Origin of the sequence: Streptomyces ambofaciens ATCC 23877 (assembly GCF_001267885.1) — a bacterium.
In the GTDB taxonomy this organism is placed as follows: Bacteria; Actinomycetota; Actinomycetes; order Streptomycetales; family Streptomycetaceae; genus Streptomyces; species Streptomyces ambofaciens.
The window spans coordinates 4,023,934-4,042,318 of sequence record NZ_CP012382.1; the positions used below are offsets into that span (position 1 = coordinate 4,023,934).

The 18,385-nt window shown below is 71.1% G+C and carries 13 protein-coding genes and 1 tRNA gene; 11 read left to right on the forward strand and 3 right to left on the reverse strand.

Going from position 1 to position 18,385, the window contains the following annotated elements:
• Window positions 1-487 precede the first annotated feature (487 nt).
• From dnaN to SAM23877_RS17960, 9 genes are all read left to right on the forward strand, one after another.
• Window positions 488-1,618: a DNA polymerase III subunit beta gene (dnaN, locus tag SAM23877_RS17920; protein ID WP_053133967.1), complete on the forward strand. Its 1,131-nt coding sequence runs from the start codon at window positions 488-490 to the stop codon at window positions 1,616-1,618.
• A 215-nt stretch (window positions 1,619-1,833) separates the two neighbouring features.
• Window positions 1,834-2,709 carry a phosphogluconate dehydrogenase (NAD(+)-dependent, decarboxylating) gene (gene gnd / locus SAM23877_RS17925; protein WP_053133970.1) on the forward strand — a complete coding sequence of 292 codons (876 nt, stop codon included), beginning with the start codon at window positions 1,834-1,836 and terminating at the stop codon, window positions 2,707-2,709.
• A gap of 35 nt (window positions 2,710-2,744) precedes the next feature.
• Window positions 2,745-3,866, forward strand: coding sequence for a DNA replication/repair protein RecF (gene recF / locus SAM23877_RS17930; RefSeq protein WP_053133975.1), 1,122 nt, complete (start codon window positions 2,745-2,747; stop codon window positions 3,864-3,866).
• A complete protein-coding gene (locus tag SAM23877_RS17935) occupies window positions 3,863-4,426 on the forward strand; it encodes a DciA family protein (RefSeq protein WP_053133978.1) in 564 nt (187 codons plus the stop codon). Before recF ends, SAM23877_RS17935 begins: the two co-directional genes overlap by 4 nt.
• Window positions 4,427-4,849: 423 nt before the next feature.
• Window positions 4,850-6,910, forward strand: coding sequence for a DNA topoisomerase (ATP-hydrolyzing) subunit B (gene gyrB, locus SAM23877_RS17940; RefSeq protein ID WP_174532228.1), 2,061 nt, complete (start codon window positions 4,850-4,852; stop codon window positions 6,908-6,910).
• A 42-nt stretch (window positions 6,911-6,952) separates the two neighbouring features.
• Window positions 6,953-9,547, forward strand: a complete 2,595-nt coding sequence (gyrA, locus tag SAM23877_RS17945) for a DNA gyrase subunit A (RefSeq protein ID WP_053133983.1) — start codon at window positions 6,953-6,955, stop codon at window positions 9,545-9,547.
• 18 nt (window positions 9,548-9,565) lie between these two features.
• The gene (locus SAM23877_RS17950; protein WP_162492111.1) at window positions 9,566-10,291 is read left to right on the forward strand and encodes a DUF3566 domain-containing protein; all 726 of its coding nucleotides are present in this window, start codon (window positions 9,566-9,568) and stop codon (window positions 10,289-10,291) included.
• Between the two features lie 100 nt (window positions 10,292-10,391).
• Window positions 10,392-10,468, forward strand: a tRNA-Ile gene (locus SAM23877_RS17955).
• Window positions 10,469-10,654: 186 nt separating this feature from the next.
• The gene (locus tag SAM23877_RS17960; protein WP_063796782.1) at window positions 10,655-11,062 is read left to right on the forward strand and encodes a DUF1330 domain-containing protein; all 408 of its coding nucleotides are present in this window, start codon (window positions 10,655-10,657) and stop codon (window positions 11,060-11,062) included.
• A 71-nt stretch (window positions 11,063-11,133) separates the two neighbouring features.
• Here the strand turns inward: SAM23877_RS17960 and SAM23877_RS17965 are convergent, their stop codons facing one another.
• Window positions 11,134-15,255: a WD40 repeat domain-containing protein gene (locus tag SAM23877_RS17965; RefSeq protein WP_053133990.1), complete on the reverse strand. Its 4,122-nt coding sequence runs from the start codon at window positions 15,253-15,255 to the stop codon at window positions 11,134-11,136.
• Window positions 15,256-15,770: 515 nt separating this feature from the next.
• Between SAM23877_RS17965 and SAM23877_RS17970 the strand changes: the two genes are divergently transcribed.
• A complete protein-coding gene (locus SAM23877_RS17970; protein WP_053133993.1) occupies window positions 15,771-15,965 on the forward strand; it encodes a ferredoxin in 195 nt (64 codons plus the stop codon).
• A gap of 20 nt (window positions 15,966-15,985) precedes the next feature.
• Window positions 15,986-16,903, forward strand: coding sequence for an FkbM family methyltransferase (locus SAM23877_RS17975; protein WP_174532229.1), 918 nt, complete (start codon window positions 15,986-15,988; stop codon window positions 16,901-16,903).
• Window positions 16,904-16,933: 30 nt separating this feature from the next.
• Here SAM23877_RS17975 and SAM23877_RS17980 read toward each other — a convergent pair whose 3' ends face one another.
• Together SAM23877_RS17980 and SAM23877_RS17985 are read right to left on the reverse strand one after the other, a co-directional pair.
• Window positions 16,934-17,722 carry a glycosyltransferase family 2 protein gene (locus SAM23877_RS17980; RefSeq protein WP_053133996.1) on the reverse strand — a complete coding sequence of 263 codons (789 nt, stop codon included), beginning with the start codon at window positions 17,720-17,722 and terminating at the stop codon, window positions 16,934-16,936.
• A 246-nt stretch (window positions 17,723-17,968) separates the two neighbouring features.
• Complete coding sequence (locus SAM23877_RS17985) at window positions 17,969-18,328, reverse strand: DUF6344 domain-containing protein (protein ID WP_053133999.1); 360 nt, start codon at window positions 18,326-18,328, stop codon at window positions 17,969-17,971.
• Window positions 18,329-18,385 lie beyond the last annotated feature (57 nt).

Below are 18,385 nucleotides of genomic sequence, written 5' to 3' on the forward strand. Positions count from 1 at the left end.
TGACGCGCCTCCTCACCGGGTCGAGTGAAAGGCGTCACACCGAGGTGCCTGATTGGGCTGTGGGAAAGACGGGTAAACCTGGGGACGGCTCTGGGGAGAAGTCGCCGCTCCCTGTGCACGGAGTGTGCAGAACTTTCTGTTCTCCACAGAAGCGCCCGGTTGTCCACCGGCTCCGCCCACAGGCCCGGTGGACAAAATTCCTGCGCTGACCTGGGCAAACGAGGTTATCCACGGTATCCACAGGCCCTACTACTACTCCCGACTAGAGAGAGTGCGGAATCCGTTTCGAAGCGGGACCTGTGCACAACTCGCTCTCTCGGGCCCGACCGCCCCTCGGCACGACTTGACCCCGAACGGCACCTACTGTCAGTGGGGTGCGTCAGACTGGTCCCCGGTGTTCTGCCCCCCGAGGGGACCGACGACACCGACCCAGACGACGAAGGCCAGGCAGGGCGAGCAGCGCCGGCAACAGCAGGAGGCGGCAACAGTGAAGATCCGGGTGGAACGCGACGTACTCGCGGAGGCGGTGGCCTGGGCGGCCCGCAGCCTTCCGGCCCGTCCGCCGGCGCCGGTCCTCGCGGGCCTGCTGCTGAAGGCCGAGGAGGGGCAGCTGAGCCTGTCCAGCTTCGACTACGAGGTCTCCGCGCGGGTCTCGGTGGAGGCGGAGGTCGAGGAGGAGGGCACGGTCCTCGTCTCGGGCCGTCTGCTCGCGGACATCTCCCGCGCCCTCCCCAACCGGCCGGTGGAGATTTCCACAGACGGTGTACGGGCGACGGTGGTCTGCGGTTCCTCGCGCTTCACCCTCCACACCCTGCCGGTCGAGGAGTACCCGGCCCTGCCGCAGATGCCGGAGGCCACGGGCACCGTCCCCGGCGAGGTCTTCGCCGCGGCCGTGCAGCAGGTCGCCATCGCCGCGGGCCGCGACGACACGCTGCCCGTGCTCACCGGTGTGCGCATCGAGATCGAGGGCGACTCGGTCACGCTGGCCTCCACCGACCGCTACCGCTTCGCGGTCCGCGAGTTCCTGTGGAAGCCGGAGAACCCGGAGGTCTCCGCGGTCGCCCTGGTGCCCGCCAAGACGCTCCAGGACACCGCCAAGGCGCTGACCAGCGGCGACCAGGTGATCCTCGCGCTGGCCGGTTCCGGTGCGGGCGAGGGCCTGATCGGGTTCGAGGGTGCGGGCCGCCGGACCACGACGCGTCTGCTGGAGGGCGACCTCCCGAAGTACAAGACGCTGTTCCCGACGGAGTTCAACAGCGTCGCCGTGATCGAGACCGCCCCCTTCGTGGAGGCCGTCAAGCGCGTGGCCCTGGTGGCGGAGCGCAACACCCCGGTGCGGCTCAGCTTCGAGCAGGGCGTGCTGATCCTGGAGGCCGGTTCCAGCGACGACGCACAGGCTGTGGAGAGGGTCGACGCGCAGCTGGAGGGCGACGACATCTCGATCGCCTTCAACCCGACGTTCCTGCTGGACGGCCTGAGCGCGATCGACTCCCCGGTGGCCCAGCTGTCCTTCACGACGTCCACGAAGCCGGCGCTGCTCAGCGGCAAGCCCGCGGTGGACGCCGAGGCGGACGAGGCCTACAAGTACCTGATCATGCCGGTGCGGCTGAGCGGCTGAGCGGCTGAGCGGCCGACGCTTCGAGGGGTGACCCCGGACCGTCCACAGGCTGGGGACGAAACCGCAGATGAGGGCGTGCGTCTGAGCGCGTACGCCCACAACTGTGCACGGACGTCCGGGTTTAGGCTCGGCGCGGGTACGAAAGTGCCGCGGCACGCATCCGGCTGGTGAGGACGTGCCGTCCCGCCCCCTCGCACACCTAAGGAAAGCAACTGATGGAGCTCGGTCTCGTCGGCCTCGGCAAGATGGGCGGCAACATGCGCGAGCGGATCCGCCGCGCGGGCCACACCGTCGTCGGATACGACCGCAATCCGGACCTCGCCGACGTCCACAGCCTGGAAGAGCTCGTGGGCAAGCTGGAGGCCCCCCGCGTGGTCTGGGTCATGGTCCCGGCCGGCGAGGCCACCCAGGCCACCGTCGACCGGCTCGGCGAGCTGCTCGAGCCCGGTGACGTCGTCGTGGACGGCGGGAACTCCCGCTGGACGGACGACGAGAAGCACGCCGAGGAGCTGGCCGCCAAGGGCATAGGCTTCGTCGACTGCGGCGTCTCCGGCGGCGTGTGGGGCCTGGAGAACGGCTACGCACTGATGTACGGCGGCGACGCGGAGAACGTCGCCAAGGTGCAGCCGGTCTTCGACGCCCTCAAGCCGGAGGGCGACTTCGGTTCCGTGCACGCCGGCAAGGTCGGCGCGGGCCACTTCGCGAAGATGGTCCACAACGGCATCGAGTACGCCATGATGCAGGCCTACGCCGAGGGCTGGGAGCTGCTGGAGAAGGTCGACTCCGTGGACAACGTCCGCGAGGTCTTCCGCTCCTGGCAGGAGGGCACGGTGATCCGCTCCTGGCTGCTGGACCTCGCCGTCAACGCGCTCGACGAGGACGAGCACCTCGGCGACCTGCGCGGTTACGCACAGGACTCCGGTGAGGGACGCTGGACCGTGGAGGCCGCGATCGACAACGCGGTGCCGCTGCCGGCGATCACGGCGTCGCTGTTCGCGCGGTTCGCGTCCCGGCAGGACGACTCGCCGCAGATGAAGATGATCGCCGCGCTGCGCAACCAGTTCGGCGGCCACGCGGTCGAGAAGAAGTAAGCAACACCCGAAGGTGGGGAGGTCGGCGAACGACCATGCACGTCACGCATCTGTCGCTGGCCGACTTCCGTTCGTACGCCCGGGTCGAGGTGCCGCTGGACCCGGGCGTCACCGCCTTCGTCGGCCCGAACGGGCAGGGAAAGACGAATCTCGTCGAGGCGGTCGGCTACCTCGCCACCCTCGGCAGCCACCGGGTCTCCTCCGACGCCCCCCTGGTGCGCATGGGCGCCGAGCGCGCGGTGATCCGCGCCCAGGTCCGGCAGGGCGAGCGGCAGCAGCTGATCGAGCTGGAGCTGAACCCGGGCCGGGCCAACCGCGCCAGGATCAACAGATCGACGCAGGTCAAACCCCGTGACGTGCTCGGCATCGTTCGCACCGTGCTGTTCGCGCCCGAGGACCTCGCGCTGGTGAAGGGCGACCCCGGGGAGCGCCGCCGCTTCCTGGACGAGCTGATCACCGCCCGCTCCCCGCGCATGGCCGGGGTGCGCTCCGACTACGACCGGGTCCTCAAGCAGCGCAACACCCTGCTGAAGTCGGCCGCGCTCGCGCGTCGGCACGGCGGGCGCACGATGGACCTGTCCACGCTCGACGTCTGGGACCAGCACCTCGCGCGTGCCGGTGCCGAGCTGCTGGCGCAGCGGCTCGACCTGATCGCCGCCGTGCAGCCGCTGGCCGACAAGGCCTACGAGCAGCTGGCTCCGGGCGGTGGACCCGTCGCGCTGGAGTACAAGCCGTCGGCGCCCGGTGAGGCGCACACGCGCGAGGACCTCTTCGAACAGCTGACGGCCGCGCTCGCCGAGTCCCGCAAGCAGGAGATCGAGCGGGGCGTCACCCTGGTGGGGCCGCACCGGGACGACCTGCTGCTCAAGCTCGGTGAGCTGCCCGCCAAGGGATACGCCTCCCACGGCGAGTCCTGGTCGTACGCGCTGGCGCTGCGGCTGGCCTCGTTCGACCTGCTGCGGGCCGAGGGCAACGAGCCGGTGCTGGTGCTCGACGACGTCTTCGCCGAGCTGGACGCACGCCGTCGCGAGCGGCTCGCGGAGCTGGTGGCGCCCGGCGAGCAGGTGCTGGTGACGGCCGCGGTCGACGACGACGTACCGGATGTGCTGGCGGGGGCGCGGTACACGGTGGCCGAGGGCACGGTGGAGCGCGTATGAGCGCGGACGGGCCGGTCCCGGAGAAGCCCTCCGGCGACAGCGCCAGGAACCCGGAGCCGTCCGGCGTCGACCTCGCGCGCGTGGCGCTCAGGGCGGCACGCGAGGCGGCACGCGCGCGTGGGGACGCGGCGCAGCAGAAGCAGCAGGCACGGCGCGGCGGTCTGCGCTCCGGTGCCCGCGCGGACGGGCGTGACCCGATGGCGCTGGGTTCCGCGATCAACCGGCTGATCACCGAGCGCGGCTGGGAGACCCCGGCGGCGGTCGGCGGGGTGATGGGGCGGTGGCCGCAGATCGTCGGTGAGGACGTGGCCAAGCACTGTGTGCCGGAGCGGTACGACGAGGACGAGCGGGTGCTGGTCGTCCGCTGCGACTCGACGGCGTGGGCGACGAACCTGCGGCTGCTCGCGCCGACGCTGGTGGCCCGGCTCAACGAGGATCTCGGCCACGGCTCGGTACGGGTGATCAAGGTGCTGGGCCCCGGCGGTCCCGGCGGCCCCGGCCGTCGATACGGCCCGTTGCGCGCCCCCGGCAGCCGGGGTCCGGGCGACACCTACGGGTGATCTGGCACCCCGTCAGGGGTGGGTGATGTACCTCACATAAATGGGCGTCAGTGGTCGGTGTGAACCGTTGGCGCCCTCTTGGTCGTACCACCGCACACGGTTGCGAATCACGTTCTGACTCCCAAGTAGCCAAGGGTTGACGTCTCGAAGCGCTGAGTGCCGTCGTGAGCCTCTTGAGGCCCCCATCCGCATATCGGGAGTCGGACGAGCACGGTTCAGGGCGGCACATGCGGACTCAGGTACCGGCAAACCCCCATCAGTGTCAGTGCTACCGGTAGAATGGAAGACAATCCCGCCCCGAACGTGGGGACCGTCCGGGACAAGCTGAGCAACGCTGATCAAGGCTTACCAACGCAACATGCCGCAGCCGCTCCGGCAATCCGCCGACGAGCCCGGCTCGTGCTGTGCCAGAAAGGGCGCTTCGTGGCCGATTCCGGCAACCCCAACGAGAACAATCCGTCCACCGACACCGGCGTGAACGACGCGGTGAGCACCTCGACCGGCGAGGCTCCCACCTCGTACGACGCCAGTGCCATCACCGTCCTCGAGGGTCTGGACGCGGTCCGCAAGCGACCCGGTATGTACATCGGCTCGACCGGTGAACGGGGCCTGCACCACCTGGTGCAGGAGGTCGTGGACAACTCCGTCGACGAGGCGCTGGCCGGCCACGCGGACACGATCGACGTCACGATCCTCGCCGACGGCGGCGTCCAGGTCGTCGACAACGGCCGTGGCATCCCGGTGGGCATCGTCCCCTCCGAGGGCAAGCCCGCCGTCGAGGTCGTGCTGACCGTGCTGCACGCGGGCGGCAAGTTCGGCGGCGGCGGTTACGCGGTCTCCGGTGGTCTGCACGGCGTGGGTGTCTCCGTCGTCAACGCCCTTTCCACGCGGGTCGCCGTGGAGGTCAGGACCGACGGCTACCGCTGGACGCAGGAGTACAAGCTGGGCGTCCCCACGGCGCCGCTCGCCCGGCACGAGGCCACCGAGGAGACCGGCACGTCGGTCACCTTCTGGGCCGACGGCGACATCTTCGAGACCACCGACTACTCCTTCGAGACGCTCTCCCGGCGCTTCCAGGAGATGGCCTTCCTCAACAAGGGCCTGAAGATCAACCTCACCGACGAGCGCGAGTCGGCGAAGGCGACCGCCGGTGCGGACGAGGCGGGCGAGGACGAGAAGCACGAGGTCAAGAGCGTCTCGTACCACTACGAGGGCGGCATCGTCGACTTCGTGAAGTACCTCAACTCCCGCAAGGGAGAGCTGGTGCACCCCACCGTGATCGACCTGGAGGCCGAGGACAAGGAGAAGAGCCTCTCCCTCGAGGTCGCGATGCAGTGGAACGGCGGCTACACCGAGGGTGTGTACTCCTTCGCCAACATCATCCACACGCACGAGGGCGGTACGCACGAAGAGGGCTTCCGCGCGGCGCTCACCTCCCTGATCAACAAGTACGCGCGTGACAAGAGGCTGCTGCGGGAGAAGGACGACAACCTCACGGGTGACGACATCCGCGAGGGTCTGACCGCGATCATCTCGGTGAAGCTGAGCGAGCCGCAGTTCGAGGGCCAGACCAAGACCAAGCTGGGCAACACGGAGGTCAAGACCTTCGTCCAGCGCGTGGTCTACGAGCACCTGACCGACTGGCTCGACCGCAACCCGAACGAGGCCGCGGACATCATCCGCAAGGGCATCCAGGCGGCCACCGCGCGCGTGGCGGCCCGCAAGGCCCGCGACCTGACGCGTCGTAAGGGCCTGCTGGAGACGGCGTCCCTGCCGGGCAAGCTCTCCGACTGCCAGTCGAACGACCCGACCAAGTGCGAGATCTTCATCGTCGAGGGCGACTCCGCCGGCGGCTCCGCCAAGTCCGGCCGGAACCCGCAGTACCAGGCGATCCTCCCGATCCGCGGCAAGATCCTCAACGTCGAGAAGGCGCGCATCGACCGCATCCTGCAGAACCAGGAGATCCAGGCGATGATCTCCGCGTTCGGCACGGGTGTGCACGAGGACTTCGACATCGAGAAGCTCCGCTATCACAAGATCATCTTGATGGCGGACGCCGACGTCGACGGCCAGCACATCAGCACCCTGCTGCTGACCTTCCTGTTCCGCTTCATGCGACCGCTGGTCGAGGCCGGGCACGTGTACCTCTCCCGCCCGCCGCTCTACAAGATCAAGTGGGGCCGGGACGACTTCGAGTACGCGTACTCCGACCGCGAGCGCGACGCCCTGATCGAGCTGGGACGCAACGCCGGCAAGCGCATCCGCGAGGACTCCGTGCAGCGCTTCAAGGGCCTCGGCGAGATGAACGCCGAGGAGCTGCGCGTCACGACCATGGACCAGGAGCACCGTGTGCTCGGCCAGGTCACGCTCGACGACGCCGCGCAGGCCGACGACCTGTTCTCGGTGCTGATGGGCGAGGACGTCGAGGCACGGCGCGCGTTCATCCAGCGCAACGCCAAGGACGTCCGCTTCCTCGACATCTGAGTCGGTCTCAGCTGACCGCACCAGGAAGGACCTTCACCAGCAATGACCGACGAGAACACTCCTGTGACGACGCCCGAGGGTGACGCCCTGGCCATGCGTGTCGAGCCCGTCGGGCTCGAGACGGAGATGCAGCGCTCCTACCTCGACTACGCGATGTCCGTCATCGTCTCGCGTGCGCTGCCCGACGTCCGTGACGGCCTCAAGCCCGTCCACCGCCGGGTCCTGTACGCCATGTACGACGGCGGCTACCGCCCCGAGCGCGGCTTCTACAAGTGCGCCCGTGTCGTCGGCGACGTCATGGGCAACTACCACCCGCACGGCGACAGTTCCATCTACGACGCCCTGGTGCGCCTCGCCCAGTCGTGGTCGATGCGCATGCCGCTCGTGGACTCCAACGGCAACTTCGGCTCGCCGGGCAACGACCCGGCGGCGGCCATGCGCTACACCGAGTGCAAGATGGCGCCGCTGTCGATGGAGATGGTCCGCGACATCGACGAGGAGACCGTCGACTTCACGGACAACTACGACGGCCGCTCCCAGGAGCCGACCGTCCTGCCCGCCCGCTTCCCGAACCTGCTGATCAACGGCTCGGCCGGTATCGCGGTCGGCATGGCGACCAACATCCCGCCGCACAACCTGCGCGAGGTCGCGGCCGGCGCCCAGTGGTACCTGGAGAACTACGAGGCCTCGCACGAGGAGCTGCTGGACGCGCTCATCGAGCGCATCAAGGGCCCCGACTTCCCGACCGGCGCCCTGGTGGTGGGCCGCAAGGGCATCGAGGAGGCCTACCGCACCGGGCGCGGCTCGATCACCATGCGCGCGGTCGTCGAGGTCGAGGAGATCCAGAACCGCCAGTGCCTGGTGGTCACGGAGCTGCCGTACCAGACCAACCCGGACAACCTCGCGCAGAAGATCGCCGACCTGGTGAAGGACGGCAAGGTCGGCGGCATCGCGGACGTCCGTGACGAGACCTCCTCGCGCACCGGTCAGCGCCTGGTCATCGTGCTGAAGCGGGACGCGGTCGCGAAGGTCGTCCTGAACAACCTGTACAAGCACACCGACCTGCAGTCCAACTTCAGCGCCAACATGCTGGCCCTGGTGGACGGGGTCCCGCGCACCCTCTCCCTGGACGCGTTCATCCGCCACTGGGTGAACCACCAGATCGAGGTCATCGTCCGGCGGACGAAGTTCCGGCTGCGCAAGGCCGAGGAGCGGGCGCACATCCTGCGCGGCCTGCTCAAGGCCTTGGACGCCATCGACGAGGTCATCGCCCTGATCCGGCGCAGCGACACGGTCGAGATCGCGCGCGGCGGCCTGATGGACCTCCTGGAGATCGACGAGATCCAGGCCAACGCGATCCTGGAGATGCAGCTCCGCCGGCTGGCGGCCCTGGAGCGGCAGAAGATCGTCCAGGAGCACGACGAGCTCCAGGCCAAGATCCGCGAGTACAACGAGATCCTCTCGTCCCCCGTCCGGCAGCGCGGCATCGTCAGCGAGGAGCTGGCCGCGCTGGTCGAGAAGTACGGCGACGACCGCAAGACCAAGCTGATCCCCTACGAGGGCGACATGTCCATCGAGGACCTGATCGCCGAGGAGGACATCGTCGTCACGGTCACGCGGGGCGGCTACATCAAGCGCACCAAGACCGACGACTACCGCGCCCAGAAGCGCGGCGGCAAGGGCGTGCGCGGCACGAAGCTCAAGGAAGACGACATCGTCAACCACTTCTTCGTGTCCACCACGCACCACTGGCTGCTGTTCTTCACCAACAAGGGCCGCGTCTACCGGGTGAAGGCCTACGAGCTGCCCGACGCCGGCCGGGACGCGCGCGGCCAGCACGTGGCCAACCTCCTCGCCTTCCAGCCGGACGAGACGATCGCCCAGATCCGCGCGATCCGCGACTACGAGGCGGTCCCCTACCTGGTCCTGGCCACCAAGGCCGGCCTGGTGAAGAAGACGCCGCTGAAGGACTACGACTCGCCGCGCTCCGGTGGTGTGATCGCCATCAACCTGCGTGAGCAGGAGGACGGAACCGACGACGAACTGATCGGAGCCGAACTCGTCTCGGCCGACGACGATCTGCTGCTGATCAGCAGGAAGGCGCAGTCGATCAGGTTCACCGCCTCGGACGACACGCTGCGTCCGATGGGCCGTGCCACCTCGGGCGTCAAAGGCATGAGTTTCCGCGAAGGGGACGAGCTGCTCTCGATGAATGTTGTTCGAGCCGGTACGTTCGTGTTCACTGCCACCGACGGCGGTTACGCGAAGCGGACCTCCGTCGACGAGTACCGCGTCCAGGGCCGCGGCGGCCTCGGCATCAAGGCCGCCAAGATCGTCGAGGATCGCGGGTCGCTCGTGGGTGCGCTGGTGGTCGAGGAGCACGACGAGATCCTCGCCATCACACTCTCGGGCGGTGTGATTCGTACGCGAGTCAGCGGGGTCAGGGAGACGGGCCGTGACACCATGGGCGTCCAACTGATCAATCTGGGCAAGCGCGATGCCGTCGTCGGCATCGCACGCAACGCCGAGGCGGGACGCGAGGCGGAGGAGGTCGACGGCGATGTGGTCGTCGACGAGACCGCCGAGGGTGCCGCGACCACCGGCACGGACGAGGGTGAGGCGCCCTCGGACGAGTAGCACGAGGAGAGAGTCATCGTGAGCGGAGCCACGGGCGCCGGATCGGCCGGTACCTCCAGGGGTACGGAAACGGGCGGCGGCGGCCGTGGCTCCGCCGCGCGTGCGACCGATCCGCACACCACTCAGCTGCGCAAGATCGACGACGGCGCGACCGACTCGCACTCGGGGAGCCCGTCCACAAGCCATGGATCCCAGGGGGGAACTGTGACGGACACCCGAGGCCAGCAGACTCAGGCGGCCTCGCCGCTGCCGGGAGAACGGCAGCCCCAGCAGCCCGGCGGGCCGTACCACCCGCCGCAGGCCTACCAGACGCAGGGCGGCAACGCGACCGCCGCCGTGCGCCGCCCCCGCACCGGCGCCCGCACCACGCCCCGCGTGCGCAAGGCGCGCCTGCGCGTCTCGAAGGCGGACCCGTGGTCGGTGATGAAGGTCAGCTTCCTGCTCTCCATCGCGCTCGGCATCTGCACGATCGTCGCGTCCGCCGTCCTGTGGATGGTCATGGACGCCATGGGCGTCTTCTCGACCGTCGGCGGCACCATCTCCGAGGCGACCGGCTCGAACGAGTCCAACGGCTTCGACCTGCAGTCGTTCCTGTCGCTGCCCAACGTGCTGCTGTTCGCGACGGTCATCGCGGTCATCGACGTCGTGCTCGCCACGGCCCTGGCCACGCTGGGCGCGTTCATCTACAACCTGTCCGCCGGCTTCGTCGGCGGTGTGGAGCTGACGCTCGCCGAGGACGAGTGATCGTCCCTCCCGGGTCCCGCGCCAACCGATTTTGGGACTGCCCGCCTCGTGCGCTAATCTTCAGGAGTCAGCGCGCGGGACATACACCGCAGAGCGCGGCGGGGCTATAGCTCAGTTGGTTAGAGCGCATCCCTGATAAGGATGAGGCCACAGGTTCAAATCCTGTTAGCCCCACCAGCGAGAAGACCCCCAGTCGATACCGGCTGGGGGTCTTTGTCATCCTCGGCGACATCCCCGGCGACATCCACGGCTGACATCCTGGGCGCCCTTGGGGCACCAGCGCTTACCTCCGAGGTCATTGAGGCGTGCGACGCTCCTGGCTACGTTCGCGTTCTCCCACCGGAACGAACGAAAGGGCCGGACGTGCCCGCATACGGGTTCGCACACCTACGTGACCGTCGCCACCATCCGGACGTCCTCGAGTACCTCGTGAGGATCCAGGACACCCTCGACCCGTTCCATGGCCGCTTCCTGATCCACGGCCCGCCGACGGCGGTGGTAGAGGGCAGCTGGCCGGGCAGCATGGTGCTGATCGAGTTTCCCGGCATGGCCGAGGCCCGCGCCTGGTACGAGTCTCCCGAGTACCAGAGGATCCTGCGGCTGCGGGCCGACCACATCAGTGGAGACCTCGTACTGGTCGAGGGCGTCGGACCCGGATACGACCCGCGTGAACGTGCGGAGAAGCTGCGGGCCCAGACACCCGGGCAGCACACCCGACAGCCCGCGCAGACTCTGGCGACCGCGCCCGCCTCCGCCGACACCGGTCTCTGACACCACCGAGCACGAGGAAGGCCGCGGGTCGACACGGCTGGGGGCCTTCGGCATGCAGGGGGCGGAGCCGTTCACCGGTCGCACGGGTCCTCGTAGGAGAGGCGGGGCAGGTGCTCGTGCCACTTCTCCTCGGTGAGCACGCCCCGGGTGGACGAGCAGATGCGGTCGATGGCGTCGTCCACGTCCAGGTTCCACAGCCGCACGGTGTCCGTGCCGCTGGAGATCCCGAGCATGTGACTCAGGGGGCTGAAGGACAGGAAGGTGCCCGTCTGGGTGTTGGGACTCATCGACTCCCCGATGGGCGCGGCCTCGGCGGGCGTACCGACGTCCCAGAGCCGGACCGTGTTGTCGTTGGCCCCGCTGGCCAGGGTGTCGCCGTCCTCGCTGAACGTCAGCGACACCACCGAGTCGGTGTGACCGGAGAGGGTGGAGTCGGGCCGGGGCGCACCGGAGGGGTCGGTGGTGTTCCAGAGCCGGACGGTGCCGTCGTCGCTGCCACTGGCCAGCGTACGGCCGTCGGGGCTGTAGGCCAGGACGTTGACGGGTCCCAGGTGGCCCGTGCGCGGGGGACCGAGGGGGCCGGCGTGCCCGGGGTCGCCGACGTCCCAGAAGCGGACGGTGTCGTCCGCGCCGCCGCTGGCGAGGGTGCGTCCGTCCGGGCTGAAGGCGAGGGTGTTGACGTATCCCGTGTGGCCGGCGAGCGGTTCGCCGAGCGGGCGGGGGCGGGACGGGTCGGCGGTGTCCCACAACTGGATCGTGCGGTCGTCGTAGGCCGTGGCCAGCGTGTCGCCCTCCGGGCCGAACGCCAGGGTGCCGGGCCCGGCGTAGCGGGTGCGCAGCGCCACGGGCGGGCCGTGCGCGGTGGGCCGGGTGGGGTCGGAGACGTCCCACAGCTGCATCGCCCGGCTGCCCGTCAGCACCGCGAGCGTGCCGCCGTCCGGGGAGAACACCAGCGACCGCACGTCGCCCTCCGCCGGCCGGAAGGGGGCGCCCAGGGCCCTGGGCCGGCCGGGGTCGGACACGTTCCACAGCCGGACCCGCCCGTCGCGCGCCGCCGTGGCCAGCACGTGGCCGTCCGGGCGGAACGCCCCGGTGCGGCCGATCACGTCCGACGTCGGGACCGACCACAGCCGGACCTTGCTGTCGCCGCTGCCGGTGGCGAGCGTGCGGCCGTCCGGGCTGAAGCCCAGGGCGTACATCTCGCCGCTGCTTCCCGAGAGGGGCACGCCCACCTGCGAGGGGTAGGCCGGGTCGCTGACGTTCCACAGGCGCGCCGTGCTGTCGGCGCTGCTCGCGGCGATCGTGTCCCCGTCGGGGCTGAAGGCCACCGACCAGACGGGCCCGGTGTGCCCGGTCAGGGGTGAGCCGATCCGCGTGGCGTCGCCGGGCTCGGCCACGTTCCAGAGCCGGACGGTGTCGTCCGCGCCGCCGCTGGCCAGGGTGCGTCCGTCGGGGCTGAAGGCCACGGAGTGCACCAGGCCGGTGTGGCCGGTCAGGGGCCGGCCGACCGGTGCGGCGTCGCGGGGGTCGGCCACGTTCCAGAGCCGGACCGTGTCGTCGTCGCCACCGGCCGCCAGCGTCCGTCCGTCGGGGCTGAACGCCACCGAGCGCACCGCCGCGGTGGGGCCGGTCAGCGTGCCCAGCTTCTCGGGGCGGCGCGGGTCGGCCACGTTCCACAGGCGGACGGCGTGGTCGTCGTGGGCGGAGGCCAGCGTGCGCCCGTCCGGTCCGAAGGCGAGCAGGTAGACGGTGCCGCCGTTGCCGGGCACGGGTGCGCCGAGCGGGCGCGGGTGGTCGGGGGCGCTGACGTCCCACAGCCGGATGGTGCCGTCGTCCGAGGCGCTGGCCAGGGTGCGCCCGTCCGGGCTGAACACCGCGGCGCTCACCCAGCTGGTGTGGCCGGCGAGGGGAGCGCCCAGCGGTTCGGGACGGGCCGGGTCCGACACGTCCCACAGCCGTACGGTCCGGTCGTAGCTGGCCGTCGCCAGGAGCCGGCCGTCGGGGCTGAAGGACGTGAGGTAGACGGCGCCGGTGTGGCCGAGGAGCGGCGTGGCCAGCGGCGCGTTCACGATGGAGAGCAGCCGGTTCCGCACGTTCTCGTCGTCCGGGCGCAGGCGGTGCGCCGCCAGGTCGAGCTGGGCCGACAGCGAGGGGTCCGTGTACTGGACCTGGTCCGCCTCGGCGACCACCTGGTCGAACACCGCGTCGTTGCGCTGCTGCCAGGCGATCACCGCGGACCCGACCGCGAGCAGCGCCAGGACGACCAGCGCCGACACCGCCGCGCGGCTGATCAGGACGGTGCGCCGGCGCAGCCTGACCGCCGCGGCCAGGAACTCCACGGCGCTCCGGGTGAGGAAGGTGTCGCCCGCCGACTGCGCCCAGCCGCGGGCCTGCTCCAGGCGGGAGCCCCGGTAGAGCAGTGAGGCGTCCCGGTCCGACTCCTCCCAGGCCCGGCCGTCCTCCTCCAGCCGCTGGCGCAGCAGGTTGTCGGCCCGGCCCTCGTCGATCCAGTCGCGCAGGCGCGGCCAGGCGTGCAGCAGCGCCTCGTGGGTGATCTCCACGGTGTCCGCGTCGAGGGTGACCAGCCGGGCCCGTACCAGCGCTTCGAGCGACTCCTCGGTCTTGCCGGGGTCCCTGGACTCCTGTGCGAGCCGGCGCCGCGTGCCGCGCCTGCGGGTGGCCTGGGTGTCCTCGCTCACCCGGACCAGTCTCAGCAGGAGCAGGCGCGCGGCCGTGCGTGCCGCCGGGTCGAGGCCGGACCAGGCCCGCTCGGCGGTCGCCGCCACCGCTCCCTGGATGCCACCGGCCGCGCGGTAGCCGGCCAGGGTCAGCCGGCCCGCCTTGCGCCGCTGCCAGGTGGCGAGCAGCGCGTGGGAGAGGAGGGGCAGCACGCCCGCGTCGTGGGCCCCTCGCGGGCCGTCGCTGCTGACCTCCCGGATGATCAGTTCGGCCAGTCCCGGCTCGAGTTCCATGCCCACGGCCTTGGCCGGGCCGGTCACCGCTTCGCGCAGCTCCGCGGTGGTCAGCGGCCCGAGCACCATGTGCCGGTGCTGCAGCGCGTCGGCCAGTTCGGGGTAGCGCAGGCACTGCTCGTAGAAGTCGGCGCGCACTCCGAGGGCCACGAGCACGGGCGCCGGGTCGTGAGGACCGCCGGGTGTGCAGACGGCCTGGAGAAGCTGGACGAACAGGCGCCGGTCCGTCTCCTCGGCGCAGAGGGTGAAGATCTCCTCGAACTGGTCCACGATGACGACCGGGCGGGCGGGCGAGGACGCCCTGGCGCGGGCCCACGCCGTGACGGCCTCCCGCGCCGCACGCGTGACCTCCGGGGTGCCGGGCCCGTGCGCCGCGGGGTCCTGCGTCGGTCGGTCCTGCGTCGGCCGGTCCTGCGTCGGCCGGTCCTGCGTCGGCCGGTCCTGCGTCGCGTGGTCCGGCGCCGAGGCCGCCTCCGTCGCGGCGGCCTCCGTCGCGGCGACGACGGACGCGAGCCCGGGTATCCGTCGGGTCAGCTCACCGAGCGGATCGCCTCCCGGTACGAGCTGGACCACCTCTCTCCGCGGGCCGCTCCCCCCGTCCAGCGCGCCGTGGCGCAGGGCGGGCACCAGGCCGGCGTTGAGCAGCGAGGACTTCCCCGCCCCCGAGGCGCCCACGAGCATGACCAGGCCGCCTGTGGCCTCGGTCGCGCGGAGCTGGGTGACGAGGGCGTTGGTGCTCCGCTCCCGTCCGAAGAACCAGCCGGCGTCCTCCTGGCGGTACGCGGCCAGCCCGCGGTAGGGGCAGACCCCGCCGGGCGCGGGCCCGGTCTCGGACGCGTGCTGCTCCTCCTCCGGGTCGGACGGCGCCGGGCGTTCACCGGTCGGGTCGGCCACCGCCCGCTCCCACAGGCGCTGCCACTGGGTCAGGTCGTACAGGCCGGCGGAGACCGGTACCGGCCGTGCGCGCCGCGCCTGGGGTATGAGGACGTGCAGCACCGCCGCGAGGGCGGGGAACTGGGCCGGTACGTTCCGGGCCCGCCGCCAGTCGCTGATCCGCTGGGCGGAGACCCGTACCGGGCGCCCGCGTTCGTCGACCCGCTGGAGCCGGACGACCGCTTCGGAGACGCGTTTGAGGGGAGGGTTGCCGGCCTCCCTGTACAGCAGTGCGAGACGTTCGGCGAAGGCCGTGCGTGCCCCTGAGTCGAAACCCAAGGTTTCCACTCCTCACTTCCCCCGCGCCTGGACGTCCGGACCGGAAAACTCACTCTATATGTCTGACCTGCGGCTACGTCATCGTCGCGGCACCAGGACCTCCTCGGTGGCGGCCCCGACTGGCAGGATCGCGTCGCAGTGGCGAGACGGCCGCCCGACGCCCGGACAGGTCAGCGGCCCAGCGCCAGGGGAGCCATCCGGTGAGGCCGCATGTTCTCGGTCAGCTTCGGTCGGCTTCCGTCTGCCCGGCCCCGTCCCGGTCCACACCGCGCGCAGCACGCCGCCGGCATGGTCCGGCACCGGTCCCCACGAGGGGAGGGACCGGTGCCCGATCATGCCGGCGGGGCGCCGGGGGCCGTGACGGGCGGCGGCCTCGGGTGACCGGCTGCGGTGCGGGCGGGGCGGCGGGTCTCGCCCCGGGTGCCGACGGGTCCAACGCGCGCGTGCACGAGGCGGGTTCGGGGCGCCGGTCAGTGGGCAGGCACGTCCTGAAGGTTCCGATGCCGACCGCCGCTGGAGTACGTATGAGGATCTCCGTCGACCCCGAGCAGTGCTACGGCTCCGGAGACTGCGTGCACCGGGCCCCGTCCGTCTTCACCCAGGTGGACGGGCTGGGCGCCGTGATACCGGGCCGTGAGTACGACGTCGACGCGCCGCGGGTGCGGGAGGCGGCCGAGGGGTGTCCGGCCGCCGCGATCACCGTGACGGGGAGGGACTGAGGATCGCGGGGAGACCGGGTATGCGCGTGCCGGAGGCGCTGGTGACGCTCGGCAGCCGCTACGTGCGGAACGCGCCCGGGGGGTGGGGCAAGGCGGAGCTCGCCGCGCGCTGGCTGAACCCCACTCTGCGCGAGCGTCCGCGCCGACGGGTCGTCAGGGTCCGTTCCGGCGACCTGTTCGCCGTGGACACCCAGGACCTCATCCAGCGGTACCTCTACCTGTTCGGCGTCTGGGAGCCGCACATGACGGCCTGGCTGCGGCGCCGGCTGCGGCCGGGGGACGGCTTCGTCGACGTGGGGGCCAACATCGGGGTCTTCAGCGTGCTGGCCGCCCGACTCGTCGGCGAGGAGGGCCGGGTCGTCGCGATCGAGGCCTCCCCCGACTTCCACCGCCGACTGGTGCGGCACGGCCGGCTCAACGGCCGCGGGAACATCCGGGCGCTCAACGCCGCCGTGTCGGACGGTCACAAGACGCTGACCTTCGTGCTCGCCAGCTCACGCAACATGGGCGCGAACAGCATCGTCCCGTACGACGGCCCGGCGGAATCGACCTTCGAGATCGAGGCCCGGCCGCTGCCGGAACTCCTCGAACCGGCCGAGATCGCGAACGCCCGGGTGATCAAGATCGACGTCGAGGGCGCGGAGGGGAGCGTCGTGCGCGGGATGGCGCCGATGCTCGGCGGACTGCGGCCCGACGCGGAGATCAGCGTCGAGGTGACGCCCGAGCGGATGGCCCGGCTCGGGGACTCCATCGAGGACCTGCTGGCGGTGATGGGCGACGCGGGCTTCCACGTCTACCGGCTGGCCAACGACTACGCGCCCGGAAGCTATCCGCCGGCCCTGAGCGGTGAGCCCGGTGTGCCGGTCCGCTGGCGCGGGCCCGTGACCGGGGAGAGCGACCTGATCTTCTCGCGGGTGGACGCGGAGACGCTCCCCTGAACCGCCGGTCCGGTCACCTCGGCGCCCGGTTCACGGACGCTCCCGCGGGCCGCCGGCCGCGGGTGGGAAGCCCCACCCCGAGGAGGCCAGCGCCAGCGCCCTGGCTTCCACGACCGCCATCCGGGCGGCCCGCTCGGCCGGGTCCACGTGGGGCGCCTGACCGGTGACCTGTCCCTGCCACTTGCGGTAGAGGAGCCCCACCTCCTCGGAGAACCAGCCACGGCTGACGCAGTTGAGCGCCAGCAGCAGGCCGGTGTCCTCGGAGGCGGGCAGGGCCATCCAGCCGCCGAGCGCGAGCAGCAGATCGCGCCGTACCAGGAGGGTCGCCGGGTGGACCTGGGAGCGGAAGTCGTTCGCCTTCCAGTGGTCGAGCACCTCGCCGGGCTCGATCGGCCCGTGCGCCGGATCGCCGGGGAAGCCGGCCGTCGAGCCGTCCGGCAGCAGGTCGAGGGCGCGCGACGTGGCCCACCCGAGGGTCGGGTCGGCCTCCAGAGCGGCCAGGTCCCGGGCCAGGGCGCCGGGGGTGAGCTGGTCGTCGGCGTCCAGGATCTTCACGTACTCGCCGTCCGCGTGGGACAGGGCGAGGGTGCGGGCGACTCCGGGGCCGCCCTGGCGGTCCCGCCGTCCCTGCCGGAAGACGACGCGCGGGTCGTCGGGCACGTACGGCCGTACGTCGTCCGTCCGCCCGTCCTCCTGGACGACCCAGCGCCAGTCCCACCCGGCGGGCAACTCCTGTGCGCACAGGGACGCGTGCGCCTCCGTGAGGAAGGGGGCGGAGGGGCCGTGGACGGCCGTGACGACGACGACGTGCCTGCTCATGCCGGTCCTCACCACCTTTCCGTCGTCGGGCCGGGTCCTGGTGCGGCACCAGGCTACGGCTCGCGGGGAACCTCCATGAGAAGGGGCCTCGGCGGACGGGACGACGGCCGAGGGGTCCCCGCACACGGCGGCGGCCCGGCTGCTCTGTCGAGCGGCCGGGCCGTTTCTCGCGTGCGGTGCGGTACGCAGATCGCCGTGACGTCGGTGTCGGGCGGCGCGCCGGGGTCCTGGCGCTCGCCGGGTCGCTCAGCGCTGGAGGGGAGCGGTGTGCTGGGCGGGGGACTCCGCCGTGTCGTCGTCGCACAGGAGACCGGTGGCCGAGGCGGCGTCGGTGAGCGGGCGGTGGCGGCAGCTGGGGGCCTTGCCGTGGGCCTCGGCGCGGATGCGCTGTTTCATCGTGGGGGGCAGGGAGCCGGTACGTGACCCGGACCAGGGGGCCACCGCCGCGGGTGCCGCCTCGGGGGAGGCGCTCTCGCTGTTGCTGTGGGTTCGGGGCTGCGGTACGGCCGCGGAGGCGGTCGTCGTGATGAGTCCGAGCGCCGTGCACAGCGCGAGGAAGGCGGTGACGATGGTGGTCCACAGCGTCATGACCTTGTTCCGGGCCATAACCCCTCACTTTCGGGTTGGGCGATTTGCGTACTTTCCTCATGATGTGTATGCGGG